At 45.8% G+C, this 14,571-nt stretch carries 17 protein-coding genes; 5 read left to right on the top strand and 12 right to left on the bottom strand.

Annotation, left to right across the window (positions count from 1 at the left end):
• Positions 1–39: 39 nt before the first annotated feature.
• Genes ribD through GQ359_RS01330 form a run of 5 tightly spaced genes read right to left on the bottom strand, consistent with a single transcriptional unit; the run spans position 40 to position 3,043 of the window.
• Positions 40–1,158, bottom strand: coding sequence for a bifunctional diaminohydroxyphosphoribosylaminopyrimidine deaminase/5-amino-6-(5-phosphoribosylamino)uracil reductase RibD (gene ribD / locus GQ359_RS01350; protein ID WP_215387171.1), 1,119 nt, complete (start codon positions 1,156–1,158; stop codon positions 40–42).
• 49 nt (positions 1,159–1,207) lie between these two features.
• A complete protein-coding gene (locus GQ359_RS01345) occupies positions 1,208–1,777 on the bottom strand; it encodes a Tfp pilus assembly protein FimT/FimU (protein WP_251367897.1) in 570 nt (189 codons plus the stop codon).
• Between the two features lie 21 nt (positions 1,778–1,798).
• Positions 1,799–2,128, bottom strand: coding sequence for a hypothetical protein (locus tag GQ359_RS01340; protein ID WP_215387170.1), 330 nt, complete (start codon positions 2,126–2,128; stop codon positions 1,799–1,801).
• Positions 2,128–2,766, bottom strand: coding sequence for a hypothetical protein (locus GQ359_RS01335; protein ID WP_215387169.1), 639 nt, complete (start codon positions 2,764–2,766; stop codon positions 2,128–2,130). Before GQ359_RS01335 ends, GQ359_RS01340 begins: the two co-directional genes overlap by 1 nt.
• The gene (locus GQ359_RS01330; protein WP_215387168.1) at positions 2,705–3,043 is read right to left on the bottom strand and encodes a prepilin-type N-terminal cleavage/methylation domain-containing protein; all 339 of its coding nucleotides are present in this window, start codon (positions 3,041–3,043) and stop codon (positions 2,705–2,707) included. The genes GQ359_RS01335 and GQ359_RS01330 overlap by 62 nt, the downstream gene beginning before the upstream one ends.
• A gap of 131 nt (positions 3,044–3,174) precedes the next feature.
• Here GQ359_RS01330 and ribBA point away from each other — a divergent pair, with 131 nt between their 5' ends.
• The 4 genes from ribBA (at position 3,175) to GQ359_RS01310 (ending at position 6,998) form a co-directional block, all read left to right on the top strand.
• Complete coding sequence (ribBA, locus tag GQ359_RS01325; RefSeq protein ID WP_215387167.1) at positions 3,175–4,326, top strand: bifunctional 3,4-dihydroxy-2-butanone-4-phosphate synthase/GTP cyclohydrolase II; 1,152 nt, start codon at positions 3,175–3,177, stop codon at positions 4,324–4,326.
• 18 nt (positions 4,327–4,344) lie between these two features.
• The gene (ribH, locus tag GQ359_RS01320; RefSeq protein WP_215387166.1) at positions 4,345–4,860 is read left to right on the top strand and encodes a 6,7-dimethyl-8-ribityllumazine synthase; all 516 of its coding nucleotides are present in this window, start codon (positions 4,345–4,347) and stop codon (positions 4,858–4,860) included.
• Positions 4,861–4,868: 8 nt separating this feature from the next.
• The gene (nusB, locus tag GQ359_RS01315) at positions 4,869–5,363 is read left to right on the top strand and encodes a transcription antitermination factor NusB (RefSeq protein WP_215387165.1); all 495 of its coding nucleotides are present in this window, start codon (positions 4,869–4,871) and stop codon (positions 5,361–5,363) included.
• A 162-nt stretch (positions 5,364–5,525) separates the two neighbouring features.
• A complete protein-coding gene (locus tag GQ359_RS01310; protein ID WP_215387164.1) occupies positions 5,526–6,998 on the top strand; it encodes an NAD-dependent succinate-semialdehyde dehydrogenase in 1,473 nt (490 codons plus the stop codon).
• A gap of 72 nt (positions 6,999–7,070) precedes the next feature.
• On the opposite strand, the gene trmB is transcribed toward GQ359_RS01310, so the two are convergent.
• The 3 genes from trmB to GQ359_RS01295 are packed head-to-tail and all read right to left on the bottom strand — an operon-like array spanning position 7,071 to position 9,226.
• Positions 7,071–7,868, bottom strand: a complete 798-nt coding sequence (gene trmB / locus GQ359_RS01305; RefSeq protein ID WP_251367896.1) for a tRNA (guanosine(46)-N7)-methyltransferase TrmB — start codon at positions 7,866–7,868, stop codon at positions 7,071–7,073.
• A 13-nt stretch (positions 7,869–7,881) separates the two neighbouring features.
• The gene (locus tag GQ359_RS01300) at positions 7,882–8,340 is read right to left on the bottom strand and encodes a DUF2721 domain-containing protein (RefSeq protein ID WP_215387163.1); all 459 of its coding nucleotides are present in this window, start codon (positions 8,338–8,340) and stop codon (positions 7,882–7,884) included.
• Between the two features lie 40 nt (positions 8,341–8,380).
• The gene (locus GQ359_RS01295; protein WP_215387162.1) at positions 8,381–9,226 is read right to left on the bottom strand and encodes an undecaprenyl-diphosphate phosphatase; all 846 of its coding nucleotides are present in this window, start codon (positions 9,224–9,226) and stop codon (positions 8,381–8,383) included.
• Between the two features lie 120 nt (positions 9,227–9,346).
• Between GQ359_RS01295 and GQ359_RS01290 the strand changes: the two genes are divergently transcribed.
• Positions 9,347–10,960, top strand: coding sequence for a TolC family protein (locus GQ359_RS01290; protein ID WP_215387161.1), 1,614 nt, complete (start codon positions 9,347–9,349; stop codon positions 10,958–10,960).
• Between the two features lie 21 nt (positions 10,961–10,981).
• Here the strand turns inward: GQ359_RS01290 and waaC are convergent, their stop codons facing one another.
• The 4 genes from waaC to rfbD are packed head-to-tail and all read right to left on the bottom strand — an operon-like array spanning position 10,982 to position 14,559.
• Positions 10,982–12,013: a lipopolysaccharide heptosyltransferase I gene (gene waaC / locus GQ359_RS01285; RefSeq protein ID WP_215387160.1), complete on the bottom strand. Its 1,032-nt coding sequence runs from the start codon at positions 12,011–12,013 to the stop codon at positions 10,982–10,984.
• A gap of 41 nt (positions 12,014–12,054) precedes the next feature.
• Positions 12,055–12,621, bottom strand: coding sequence for a dTDP-4-dehydrorhamnose 3,5-epimerase (rfbC, locus tag GQ359_RS01280; RefSeq protein WP_215387159.1), 567 nt, complete (start codon positions 12,619–12,621; stop codon positions 12,055–12,057).
• Positions 12,622–12,623: 2 nt separating this feature from the next.
• Positions 12,624–13,559 (bottom strand): glucose-1-phosphate thymidylyltransferase RfbA, encoded by a 936-nt coding sequence (rfbA, locus tag GQ359_RS01275; protein ID WP_371822448.1) that lies wholly within the window; start codon positions 13,557–13,559, stop codon positions 12,624–12,626.
• A 16-nt stretch (positions 13,560–13,575) separates the two neighbouring features.
• Positions 13,576–14,559: a dTDP-4-dehydrorhamnose reductase gene (gene rfbD, locus GQ359_RS01270; RefSeq protein WP_215387158.1), complete on the bottom strand. Its 984-nt coding sequence runs from the start codon at positions 14,557–14,559 to the stop codon at positions 13,576–13,578.
• Between the last annotated feature and the right edge of the window lie 12 nt (positions 14,560–14,571).

Here is a 14,571-nt window from a genome sequence, read left to right as displayed (position 1 = left end):
TTTTTCTTGGGATGTTATTGCTTATTTTTTAGTTCTTTTTTATGACTGCTTGCTCAGGCGTAAACGTAGATCAGAGCCAAATAGGGTTTGATCGATGATTTGCCAATCCTGGCGTTGATCCAATGCCGCCAAAGGAGAAATATTTGCCATGCCAATACCATCACCCATAAAGAAGGGGGCGTAGTAGAGCAAAAGCTCGTCCACACAATCTTCTCGTAGCAAAGATCCGTTTAACTTAAATCCCGCCTCGACATGGATTTCATTCATGTGGCGCTCTTTTGCTAAATACGCAAAGAGTTTTGGCAAATCTACTTTGCCATGAGCATTAGCCATCGCAATCACTTCAACACCAAGAGCCTCAAATGCTGCAGCTTTTTCTTTTGTATCCGCAGAATCTAAAGAAGCGCACACCAGAATCACTCCGGATTGATCTAAGCGACCAAGAATCTTTGCATTGAGTGGTGTCCCCAGTTTAGAGTCCACAATAATTCTCCAAGGCTGGCGCTCCGTTTGAACATCCCTCACGTTCAGAGTGGGATCATCTTCTTTCACAGTGCCTACGCCCGTCAGAATGGCACAGGCTTGAGCACGCCAGTGATGTCCGTCGGTTCTTGCAAGCGGTCCCGTGATCCACTGACTTTGCCCATTTGGGAGTGCGGTCTTCCCATCTAGGCTGGCAGCAATCTTCATCCGCACCCAAGGCAAACCACGAGTCATCCGAGAAATAAATCCCAGATTGAGTGCTATGGCTTCCGCCCCTAACAAACCACAGCGCACTTCAATTCCTGCAGACTTAAGACGCTCTAATCCTTGGCCGCCTACCAAAGGATTTGGATCAGACATGGCTGCAATCACCATAGCCGGCTTTGCCTCAATTAAGGCATCAACACAAGGTGGGGTTCTGCCAGTATGGTTGCATGGCTCTAAAGTGACATAGATCGTCGATCCAGCAGGATCCAGTCCCTTCGCCCTGACTTCAGCCAATGCCTGAACTTCCGCATGAGGTCCACCCACTCTTTGCGTGCAACCCCGACCAATCACTTTTCCATCCTTCGCGATCACGCAACCCACCCGCGGATTGGGATTGGATAAATAGAGGGCCTTTTGAGCTTCGGCCAAGGCCTCACTCATCAATTGGTGGTCAACAGCGGTGTACATAGGTCTATTAAAACCGATTGCGGGCTAGAGGAGCAAATTTACCTACAAACTATCTACAGGCTTTGGTATCCCGAACAGGATCACAAATGCGCCAGCGACCACCACTACCCAAAATCAGTTGCCTCTCAAGACTGGCAACTTGCTCATGGCCCAGTATCAGACGATTGGCTACAAAGCCTCCCTGGCCCGTTTTAGCAGCCCCCGCTGCATTAAACAGAATCCCTCTTTTTCCACTATGGGGGTCAATAAATTGCTTGCCCCCACCCTTAAAGTAAATCGGCGCTATATCCCCTTGAGAAAACCAATAGCGCTCGACGCAGGCTGATGACGCCCGCTTCTCCGAACAGGCATTTTTCACTACCCACCCCTCATCCCAAAGCTTGTCGGTAATAGGAGCAATCTGGGTTGGAATGCCCAGCATTAAAGCTTGTCCTCGTGCAAATTGCGCATGAACAATAAAACGTCGAGCGATAGTATCAATTTGTCGAACGGCCATGCCATTTTGTAGTAGCGGCATTGACATGACCGCCATGATGGCAATCAATAGCACCACGGCCATTAGCTCCAGCAAACTGCCGCCACTTTCCATTCTGAGGTAATTCAAATTTTTATCATTCATACCATTCATTCAAATCACCGTTCATTCAAATTCTTGGCGCCAATTTAAGCGGGTGGCTTGTTTAGTTTTTTCATCCAGGAAAACCAAGATCTCGATGGTGGGTTTGTCTTTAGTAGAAATTAGCCAGAGATTTTTTCCGACAGATTGAATATGGCAATGAGAGTGATTCAATGAAGCAACGCTTGCCATGTTTTCCTGGCACTCTAAAAGTAATTTTTCAGATTCGATCAATTTCTTCCCCGCACTGGTAATAGCGTCAAAGCGAATGAGTTCAAGCGCGACAGAGCGCTCCAAGATCTGAATCAAGGAGGAGATCAACATAAATAGAGATAAGACCCAAGCAATAATCACTAAAGATTTCTTGTAGAAAAAGTACGCTCAAATACGCGCTGAATCCTTGCTCCATCAGTCATCTCCAGCGTCACCCTGAATGTTTTCGGCCCTTTGGCGGATTGGCTTATAGGCAGATGACCAACTTGAATGGGTTCGATCGATAAACGCTCTACACCATTCATTAAAGTGGTGTTTTGTAAGCGGCCCTGACGATCCAGCGATTGGCAAATGAGTGAACCGCCATTTACTCGCACACCCTTAGGAAGGCTTGCCTGCCGATCAACAATAAATCCCTGTTGAGAGATATTCTTCTTGGTGCGCTCTTTGGTAATAACATTTCCTACGCAATCAAAGTCAACTCCTTTAGATACTTCATGCTTTACTGTGATGGAATCCGAACCTCGAAATCCAACTCCCTTCTGAATATCAATAAAGTCTTTTTTTGATTGTTGTGATTGCCTTGCCAATGGGGATGGGAAATTTTGAAATCCAGCCATGCGAATGGATCGGCCAATCAATTCCAAAGCGCGATCTGCTTCAAGAGCGAGTGATTGGGATTTCTCCAGCTCAATTTGTTTGACGATCAGTTCTCCACTATTTTTTAATAGAGGCTCTACCAAGATGAGGCATAGGGTGAATCCGACGAGGCACTCCATTAGACTCATTTAATAGACTTTCTCTTGATACGATTTTTCCTGCTTCAGCTTGGGCGATCTCATGTTGGTCTAGCTCCTGGTGTATTTGCAGTCGTCTTGCCCCTAATTGCCCCATAACGAGTACTAATTTTTGATAGGTATTACCAAGGCTGATCCAGCTAGTTGCTATCAAGCTCATCGCTACAAGCACTTCCAACAAGACAAAGCCATTGGCCTGTCCTTTTAAATCCTGGGGCTTAGTAGATCTATCGCTGTATCCACTGGGAATCTTGAGCATTAGCCATTCTCCTAAGTCACATCAAGGGAATACAGTTAATAAATGGGCGCCGATCGTCAGAAATGCTGGATATGGGGGTCAGTGCGCAGGGTAGGAGCCAAAAGCACCTCCTCAGCTTAAAATAGAGAGCTATGCAAAATATCCTCGCTTCCACTAAAGAAATCGTTGCCGACATGAAAGCTGGCAAGATGGTGATCTTGGTTGACGAAGAAGATCGTGAGAATGAAGGTGATTTAGTACTCGCCGCTGACCATGTCACCCCTGAGGCGGTAAATTTTATGGCTAAGCATGGTCGTGGATTAATTTGCCTGACTTTGACACGCGAACGTTGCCAACAAATTAATCTTCCTTTGATGGTGCGTGATAACGGCACATCCATGGGAACCAATTTCACAGTTTCGATTGAAGCGGCTAGTGGCGTTACTACCGGAATTTCAGCTGCTGACCGCGCCCATACGATCAAAACTGCGGTTGCGGCTAATGCAAAACCAAACGACCTAGTTCAACCAGGTCATATTTTTCCATTAATGGCACAGCCTGGTGGCGTATTGATTCGCTCAGGCCATACAGAGGCTGGTTGTGATTTAGCAGCAATGGCAGGTTGCTCACCTACCGCTGTGATTTGCGAAATCATGAAGGACGATGGCAGCATGGCACGTTTGCCAGATTTATTAGAGTTTGCAAAAGAACATCAATTAAAAATTGGCAGTATTGCTGACCTCATTCAGTATCGCAGCCAACATGAAAGTATTGTGGTCCGCGAAGGCGAGCGTGAGTTCAACACTCCTTGGGGCAAGTTCCAGGGCATCGTCTATCGCGATACCCCAAGCTCTTGCATTCACCTGGCTTTAGTTCACGGCAAACCTTCGGAGGGCGTAGAAACTTTAGTTCGTGTACATGAACCCCTTACAGCATTAGACTTCTTGGATGCTAATGTCAGCACCCACTCTTGGCCGCTGGCTCAAGCACTACAAAAGTTAGCAGCCTCACCAGCTGGCGTCGCTGTTTTACTCAATGCTTCTGGTATTGCAGCTCCAGGAGATGCAGATTGGTTGGCACAGTTTCATAAACTCAATGGTACACAGTCAGAAAACCGAAGTGCACCCCCAGCACGCAAAACAGATTTTCGTACTTATGGCATCGGTGCGCAAATCCTCAAAGATCTTGGTGTAGGAAAGATGCGTTTGCTAGCCAATCCAAGTCCGGTGCCAAGCCTATCTGGATATAAGCTCGAAGTGACTGGCTACACCCCTTTTCAATCTCATCTTGAATCTAAACAATAAGTAATTCCGGAAAATATAATGAACACATCCAATGACGAATCTGCTGTAGGCGTACTTGCTACCGATCTAAATGGTCAGGATCTACGCGTTGGCATCGTACAAGCGCGCTTTAATGAAGAGCATTGCGTTGCAATCACTACCGCATGTATTGAAGAGCTCATCAAGTTAGGTGTTGCCCAATCTGACATTAAGTTAGTCACCGTGCCGGGCGCATTAGAAATTCCCTTCGCACTTCAAAAGCTGGCTGAAACAGGTGAGTTTGATGGCTTGGTTGCGCTAGGCGCCATCATCCGTGGCGAGACTTATCACTTTGAACTTGTATCGAATGAATCTGGGGCTGGCATTACCCGTGTTTGTCTTGAGTCTGGGCTACCAATTGCCAATGGTGTTCTCACCTGCGAGACGGATGAGCAAGCACAAGTTCGGGTTCAAGTTAAAGGTGCTGATTGCGCTAAAGCCGTTGTTGAAATGGCTAACCTAGCATTAGCCCTCACACCAGACATTGATTTTGAAATCAATCCCAGCGAAGAGTGATGATTGATATGACTAAGACCCCCGCAACAACACAAGCCCCTGTGGCCAGCGCACCAAAACGCTCTCTAACGCCACGCCGCCGTGCTCGTGAGTATGCCCTGCAAGGTGTATATCAAAGCCTGGTGATGCGTCGCGCAGGTAGCCTGCCGAATGCCGCAGCCATCGCTAAACAGTTAGCAGAAGACCCTGGCTTTCGTCGTTGCCAACATGATTTATTCCAAGGCATTTTTTCTGGCGTTTTAGAGCGTACAGATGAGCTCGAAGGCATCATTACCCCTGCACTGGATCGCCCTATTAATGAGCTCTCTCCTGTTGAGCATGCCGCTTTATTGATCGGTGCTTATGAATTAGCTATCGACCTATCCGTGCCATATAAAGTAGCTATTAATGAGGCCGTAGAGCTTGCTAAGACCTTCGGTGGTACCGATGGTCATAAATACGTGAACGGGGTTCTAGACCTCTTAGCTCAAAAGCTAAGAGGTGCAGAGATTCAGGCGGGCTAAGCTCACCAGCAGCCCAAGCCTCGCAAAGCAGTTCACTAGACCCCTGCATTCGTTCAGAGTTCAGGGGTTTTTTCATTACCCTCGCTTGAGGGATAAAATCAATTGATTAAATAGATTAAGCTATTAAGCATCAATAGCTAGAACGATTTTGGAGACTTTGCCATGCAAAAAATAGATATTCGCCCCTTACTCAAAGATCCGAGCTTGTTTAAAGAGGATGCCTTCATTAAAGGGGCCTGGGTAAAGTCTGCCAATAACTTTGCTGTTACTAATCCAGCTACCGGCGAGCACATTGCACAAGTAAGTAATCTTGGGACTAAAGATGCTGAACTAGCCATCCAAGCTGCAGAGGTCGCCTTTCAGGAATGGAAATGTAAAACCGCTAAAGAGCGCGCCCAGGTGATGCGCAAATGGTTTGATCTGATTATTCAGAATACTCAAGACCTTGCCACTCTGATGACTCTAGAACAAGGCAAACCCTTAGTTGAGGCAACTGGTGAAGTAGTCTACGGCGCTTCATTTATTGAATGGTTTGCAGAAGAAGCTAAACGGGTAGCAGGCTCTATTCCAAGCACAACCTGGAGCGATAAACGTCTCATCGTGATGAAGCAGCCGATTGGTGTCTGCGTAGCAATTACTCCGTGGAACTTTCCGATTGCCATGATTACCCGCAAGATTGCGCCAGCAATGGCAGCAGGTTGCACCATTGTTATTAAGCCCGCCGAACTAACTCCGCTATCGGCTCTTGCCCTAGCTGAACTTGCACAACGTGCTGGTGTACCAGCAGGTGTAATCAACATTCTGACGGCAGATGCTGAGCAATCTATTGTGATTGGTCAAACACTGTGCGCCTCACCTGTAGTTCGTCATCTATCATTTACTGGATCTACAGAAGTAGGCCGTATTTTGATGACTCAGTGTGCACCTACCGTAAAAAAATTAGCCCTCGAACTTGGTGGCCATGCACCCTTTATTGTTTTTGAAGATGCAGATATCGATGCGGCAGTCTCTGGCGCAATGGCGTCTAAATATCGCAACTCTGGTCAAACTTGCGTTTGCGCGAATCGCTTTTATGTCCACAAGAATGTGCTCGATCAATTTGTGGAGAAGTTTGCCAAGGCCATTCAAGTGATTAGAGTAGGTAACGGCATGGAGGCTGGAATCACTCAAGGCCCACTGATTGAGCAAGCCGCACTTGAGAAAGTAGAAAGGCATGTGGCTGATGCACTTAGCAAAGGCGCTAAGCTGGTCAGCGGCGGTAAGCGATCTTCATTGGGAGGCACTTTCTATGAACCAACGATTTTGTCTAATGTCACCAATGACATGCTCATTACTCATGAAGAAACCTTTGGTCCAGTAGCCCCCATCATTGCTTTTGAAAGCGACGAGGAGGCAATAAGATTAGCGAACAACAGTCCATTTGGATTAGCTTCTTACTTCTACAGCCGAGATATTGGTCGCATCTGGAAAGCAGCAGAGGCATTGGAGTACGGCATTGTGGGCGTGAATTCTGGAATCATCTCCAATGAAGTGGGTCCATTTGGAGGGGTGAAACAATCTGGCTTAGGACGTGAAGGTAGCGTCTACGGCATGGATGAATACCTAGAACTCAAATACGTTTGTCTTGGTTTGTAAGCTAAGATCAGAAACAACTAAGCCGCTCATTTAACCTAAAAGAGCGGCTTTATTTTTGACATCATCGCTACTTTATTTTTTCTTATAGACTAAGTCCCACACACCATGTCCCAGCTTAATGCCGCGGGTTTCAAACTTAGTGGTTGGTCTATATGCAGGTCTCTCAACGTACCCAGAATGCTTAGCCCCTATCTGCTCAAGAGTCGGCTTGAATTCTTTAAAATACTCTTTAGCAAGCTCAATTTCACTAGCAACATCAGTCGCTGAAAAAGTTTCAATGCCTATTTGATCAGCAGAGGTATTTTCTAAGTCGGGCTCTGCATTTAATACTAAGAGCATTTGCTCAGCATAGTTATGCCAGTCGGTAGCTAAATGCAAGTAGGCGCCACGCTTGAGACGAGAAACCAGCAGTCTCACAAACTCTGCCTGAATTAGGCGGCGCTTGTGATGACGCTTCTTATGCCAAGGATCCGCGAAATAAATATGAATGCCATCCAAAGAATTAGGCGTAATCATCTTCTCTAGCACCTCAACTGCATCATGACGAATCAAACGTAAATTAGTGAGCTGGTTTTCACCAATCAGTTTTAGTAAAGCGCCAACTCCTGGGGGGTGGACTTCAATTGCCAAAAAATCATCCTCAGTACGCAAGGCAGCAATTTTGGCGGTGGTCTCACCCATCCCAAAACCAATCTCCAATATCTTTGGACGAGAAGAGCCATTAAAAGCCTGAGGAAGATCCAATACGGTCTCCTGAAATGGCACTAAGAACTGAGGGCCCAATTCATCAATAGCCCGCTGCTGGCCAGCAGTAGTTCTACCAGCACGTAATACAAAAGAGCGAATGCGGTCTGTTCTAGAAATAGTCACTATAGAAATATCTTTATTTCGGGAAAGGCGTATTCCAGCCAGCCGAACGATAGGCGTAAACCACTTCGCCCAAGACGATAGATAAGGATGTCATAAACGATATGAGACCCAATACGAAGGTCCAAATGACGTAGGTAGCTTGTAATGATCGAACTGCACCCGCTTGAAAGAAGAATAGCTCTAGAACTGTTAAGGAAATAAATACACCGCTTAATACATCAAAGAAAATCGCAGCTGTACAAAGACGTCCCCTTACCTTTGCCTCATTCGCTTCTTTCATCATATGGGCCAGCATGTCTTGATCCTGAATGCCACCCTCTTGAATTCGGTGCTGAATAGCGCGCATACGATCCACCGATCGAGCCAAGCGAGCAGAGATCGCATTAATTAAGGTTGCTACTGCAGTCAATAAAAAGACTGGTGCTAATGCCAGCTGAATATTATTGGTAATAGCGTCAATTGATACATCCATATTTATTCCAATCTGCATCTATGAATTTGAATTATCTTGGTTAGTGAGACCAGGCTACAAGGCCGGTGTACGCACTCACCAATACCAGCACACCAAAGACAATGCGATACCAAGCGAATGGAATGAAATTATGTCGAGCAACATAATGAATCAACCAGCGCACACAAATAAAAGCGGAGATAAAGGCGGAGATAAAACCAACCACAATCGCCCAGGTAAATTCACCAGACAAAGTAACGGGATTTTTCCAAAGCTTGAGAAGTTCGTAAGCAGTTGCACCGCCGATTACAGGAATTGCTAAGAAGAAGGAAAATTCAGTCGCAACTGCACGCGGCAAGCCAAATAACATGCCGCCAATAATGGTGGCACCTGAACGAGAAGTTCCAGGGATTAAAGCGGCGCATTGCGCCAGCCCGACCTTTAGAGCATCCATTGTGGTGAGATCATCCACCGATTGAATATGTGATTTGCTTGACATGACTTTTTGCTGACGGCGCTCCGCCCAGAAGATCACCAGCGCACCAACGATAAATGCAGTAGCCACTGGAATGGGCGCAAACAAAACAGCTTTAATGTATTTGCCAAATACGAACGCTAAACCCATCGCCGGAATAGAGGCAATCAATAGATTGAAAATGAAGCGTTGAGAGATGGCGCTTGTTCGAGCGGTAGAGGCAACCTTCCAGAGCTTTTCTCGGAACTCCCAACAGACTGCCAAAATCGCGCCAAACTGAATAATGACCTCGAAAGCCTTTCCACGCTCATCATTGAAGTCGAGCAAATCACCAACCAAAATCAGGTGACCCGTGCTGGAGATTGGCAAAAACTCGGTTAAGCCCTCCACTACCCCCAGTACTACCGCTTTAGCTAGCAAAATTAGATCCATAGGCTCAATTTTATAGATAGATGAAGCAGATCCTAGGATTTGGCAAAATAAGGCTTAAATCCAGCGCTTTTGGCAAATAAGCCTTAAACTTCATGGCACATTGAAAAGTACCCGAATTAGATGACATCAACACGTTTTCGCCTCCCTCAGTTAACCGCTTTTGGTGTAATCCTGGGTCAGGCGTTCGGACTCGGAGTCTATCCATCCGCAGCGCTAGCGCAAAGCGCTAATGGGGCCAAATCTTCATTGCCAAGCCGTGTGAGTGCACAGTCTTTAGCAGGTCTAGACATGCCGCCGCAGATGGTCGCTTTGCCAAAGCAAGCCATTCCGATCAATGTAGCACCATCTAATGTCAGCGCTAACAGTGCAACTAATACTAGTCAGGTAACTGATTTAATTCGACTCTACCAAGAAGCAGCATTTAGCGATCCCGTATTAAATGCTGCTCGTTTTAACTATCAAGCTAGTAAAGAGCTTTATTGGCAGGGCTTATCCCTCTTACTCCCACAGGCTAGCGCTGTACCTGGGGGCACTCGCTACTATCAGCATGCAGCAGGCAATACTCCTGCTAGCTCATATCCTAGCAATCGGGTATACGACCAAAAAAACTATACCGTCACCCTCACTCAACCTGTCTTCAATATGGCAGCATTTGAGGCATTTAAACAAGGTGACCTCAATACCAAGATTGCGGATATGCGCTTTTACTTAGCGCAACAAGATTTAATCATCAGAGTATCGCAAGCCTACTTTGATGCACTCACCAGCCAAGATAACGTAGAGCTCTATCGTAATAAAAAAGGGTTAATCAAACAGCAACTAGAGATTGCTCAAGCCAAGTTTGATGCTGGACTGGCCACCATTGTTGATGTCAACACCGCACAAGCAGCTCTTGACCTTGCTAATTCTCAAGAAATTGCTGCTCAGGCAGATCTGATTGTGAAACGTGGTGTATTAGAGCAATTGGTTGGTCGTCCAGTCAGCGCCTTAAAGCCACTCACTAAAGAGGCTAAGATTGATGGCGTTCTCAAAGACCCTCGCTCTAAAGCAAAAGACAGTAATGGCATTCCAGTTGCAGATAACGTAAATCCCCATTTGCCACAAGGCCAAACCCTTGAGGATTGGATACATCAAGCAGAGGCTGCAAACTTCAATGTGCTAGCCGGTCAGCTATCTGTCAGCTTAGCTGAAAGTAGCTATAACGCCTCGCAAGCGCTGAACTATCCCTCTCTTAATTTTGTAGGTACCGCTGGCTACAACACCTCGAATGGATCGGCCAATAGCTTAACGCCGTCACAAACAAATATTTATAACAACACTATTGCTTTACAGATGACTATCCCCTTAGTCTCAGGCGGATACAACAGCTCGCTGATTCGTCAGAATGCTGCCCTGCTAGATGCAGCAAAGGCAAACTATGACAATGCACGCCGTACTGCAGCCCAAAGTACCCGTGCAGCATTCACTGGCTTCTATGGTGGCCTAGCCAGCGTCAAAGCCTATGAGGCAGCTGAGCGCTCATCCACTTCAGCGCTGGAGTCTAGTAAGCTGGGATTTCAGGTCGGGACTTTGATCAATATCGATGTATTAATTGCTTTAGACACCGTGATCACTACACGCTCACAACTACAACAAGCGCGCTACAACACAATTATGAATGCCATAAAGCTAAAGGCACATGCGGCGGCACTATCAGATGAAGATCTCATCTCTATCAATACCTTACTGCGTTAATAACTAAAAATCTGTCAATATTTAAGCTTGATCTAGAAGCTTTAAAGATGCGCCAAGAACCTCTTGAACGCTGGCTGGGTTTTGAATATCGCCCACGTTACAAATTCGATCAGACCAATAGCCTTCTGTTTTCCAACGTGGTGAATCGCAATAAATCTCTACAGTCAGCTTATCCAGGACCGCCGCCAGATGAGTCAGACCAGTATCTACCCCCACTGTTAAAGCAGCTCCAGCAATGACTGAGAATGCCTCTTCAATCGAAAATGACGGAGGTACAAGCGCTCCAGGAATCTGCTCTGCAAGAGACATACTGACAGATTTCTCCTTGGCGCTGCCCCAAGGGAAAACCACTTGATATCCTCTGGCAGATAAATCTTTGCCTAGCGTAATCCAATCGTCATTAGACCAACGCTTCGCTTCACGTGCAGTCGAATGAAAACAAAGAATAAAGGGCACTTTCAAGCCTTGGATTACAGCGCTTGGAATATTTTTTACAAATGCTTTGGGATAAAACTCAGGCGCATCACTTCTCTCCAGCAATGGCAGATCTAAAGCTGAACACATCACCCAGCGTGAACGATCAACCGCATGGCACCGCTTGGGGACCCGCACTGGCTGATTATAAAAAGATCTCGACAACGGTTCGTAACCTGAGAACTCTGTTGCATTAGCAAGGCCTGCAACTACAACGTCAGAACTTTTCTTAGCCAGGGAGCAAACGATGGCAGATTTGAGTAGGCCCTGCGTTTCGATCAATACGTCATAAGTGCAAACTTGAAGGGCATTTTTAAATGCAAAAAACTCTTTCCACGTCGCTAACTTAAAAATATTTTTCTTCCAGCGACGTAATCCAAAGGGAATGATACGATCGATTCCTCGAAAACCATCACGCGACAGCAAGGGCTCAAGTAAGTGGACATACCCTTCTTCGACCACCCAGTCAATTTGTGCATCCGGCAAACGCGCACGTAAATCCCACACAATCGGCAAGTTATGCAATACGTCCCCAAGAGAGGATAGTTTCACCAACAGGATTTTGGGCGAAGTGCTCATGCGAGCATTATCTTATCTTTTGTAAATACACCTAAATTTGATTAAAACTTAGGGGCAACATCCCACGATAAACCTGCAGAATCTTTAGCATTCATATTGGGGGGGATGCCTGCAGGCAAAGGCCAATCAATACCAACAGTTGGATCGTCCCAAGCTAGACAGGCTTCGCTTTGCGGGTGATAGTAATCAGTTGTTTTATACAAAAACTCAGCAGTTTCCGACAAGACCAAAAAGCCATGCGCTAAACCAGCCGGTATCCATAATTGCTTGTGGTTTTGAGCGCTTAATTCCAAGCCAGCCCACTTGCCATATGTAGGAGAGTTTTTACGAATATCGACCGTTACATCAAATATTCTGCCAACAACCACCCGAACTAACTTACCTTGGGTTTGCTTTAATTGATAATGCATGCCGCGCAGAGTCCATTGACCTGAAAATGAATGATTATCTTGAACAAAATTCACAGTCAAACCCGTGGCGGCTGCAAAGTCTAGGGCGTTAAAGGATTCTATAAAGCAGCCGCGATGATCAACAAATACTGTAGGTTCAATCACCAAAACATCATGAATAGCAGTAGGCATTACCTGAAACTTAGAGAGGATACTCATGGCTACCTCAATCCGACGGTCTTTGTATGGGACATGGAGCCTGATTGGGCGGGTGCATTAACCTCATTCAAAAGCCTCGCTAAATATTGCCCGTAATTACTCTTGTACAATTTGGTGGCAATTGTGAGAACATCTTCTGCAGTAATCCAGCCTTGACGATAAGCAATTTCTTCAGGGCATGACACCATAAGACCTTGACGTTTTTGCAAGGTAGCAATAAAACCTGCTGCGTCTAACAGAGAATCATGTGTTCCAGTATCTAACCACGCAAAACCACGCCCCATAATTTCCACTCTGAGCTGATTCTTTTCGAGGTACACGCGGTTGATATCAGTAATCTCCAGCTCACCACGCGCACTAGGTTGAATCGAAGAGGCGATATCACACACTTGATTATCATAGAAATAAAGCCCCGTTACTGCATAACTACTTCGTGGATTGAGGGGCTTCTCTTTAATAGACAAAGCTTTGCAATCTTTATCAAATTCGATAACACCGTATCGACTAGGATCCTTAACGTGATAAGCAAATATAGTTGCACAACTAACGCGCTCATTAGCGCTATCGAGCTTATCAACTAACTCATGACCGTAAAAAATATTGTCGCCCAACACTAAAGCGCTTGGGTTATTGCCAATAAAGTTTTTTCCCAAAGTAAATGCTTGCGCCAAGCCATCAGGCGATGGTTGAATACAATACGCAATATTGAGACCCCATTGAGAACCATCGCCTAGCAATTCAGCGAAACGCGGGGAGTCATGTGGGGTAGAAATCAACAAAATATCTCTTATGCCAGCAAGCATTAAGGTGGTCAATGGATAATAGACCATCGGCTTATCATACACCGGCATGAGCTGTTTAGAGACAGCTTGAGTTACTGGGTATAAACGGGTACCAGAGCCCCCAGCCAAAATAATACCTTTGCGATTAATCGCCATTACAGTCCCAATATATTTAAATCAATTGATCGCGAGCCAAGCTTATTACATATTTACGCACCATCACATCCCACTCTGGAAACTCAATAATCCCAACCGAATCATTATAAGAGTTGGAGGCATTGACTTCTAATCCGCTTAGGGCAAGCCGCAATTTATCACTAGACATTGTTGAATTCATTGGTCTTGGGGCAGGCAGGGGGTAATCCGCAGCGAGGATAGGTTTAATTGCATCTGGATTGGTCTTCAGGATCACACCAGCATCTAATGCTACTTGTACAGCCAAACACCCCAAACCATGCCAAGTAGTCTCCCCAGCGGGAACAGCATGATAGATTCCAGATACGAACCTTCTTAAGCAAGCATGTTCATCTAGGGCCAAATTCAGACTCACTTGCGCTAACCAATTAGCGCTTGTCGGAACACCAAATTGATCGTCAATGATTTTCAGCTCTTCACGATCTTTGGCCAAACGCAAAATAGTGCGAATGAAATTGCTACCACCGCCATATATCCAGCTTGTTCTGAAAATAGCATATTGACCAATGCCTTTAACTTGAAAAAATGCTCTGGCAATAGCCTCTTCTCCTGCGGCCTTACTTTTGCCGTATACCCCTAGAGGATTAAGTAAATCATCCTCCAAATAAAAACCATACTTCTCACCATCAAAAACATAGTCCGTTGAGAAGTGTAAAAAAGTAGCGCCATGGTTTGCGGCATATTGCGCCATTATCTCAGGCGCCCTAGCATTAATTGCAAAGGCTGCAAAAGAATCCGTCTCCGCCTTATCAACAGCGGTATAGGCGGAGGCATTAATAATGAACTGCGGCTGAAATTGATTGAGCAATTGATTTAATGCCTCCTCATTACTCAGATCACATTCGGAGCGTCCAACATACTGAATCACGAGCTTCGCAATCAAAGCCGAGCCAAGTCTGCCCAACACCTCTTGAAAAGTTTTTCCTAATTGGCCATCTTTACCAAATACGAGGATATTCATATGCTCTTTGGT

Origin of the sequence: Polynucleobacter sp. AM-7D1, assembly GCF_018688455.1 — a bacterium.
In the GTDB taxonomy this organism is placed as follows: domain Bacteria; phylum Pseudomonadota; class Gammaproteobacteria; order Burkholderiales; family Burkholderiaceae; genus Polynucleobacter.
Note: the sequence above shows the minus strand (reverse complement) of the source record. Positions and strands in the feature narration are given on the sequence as shown.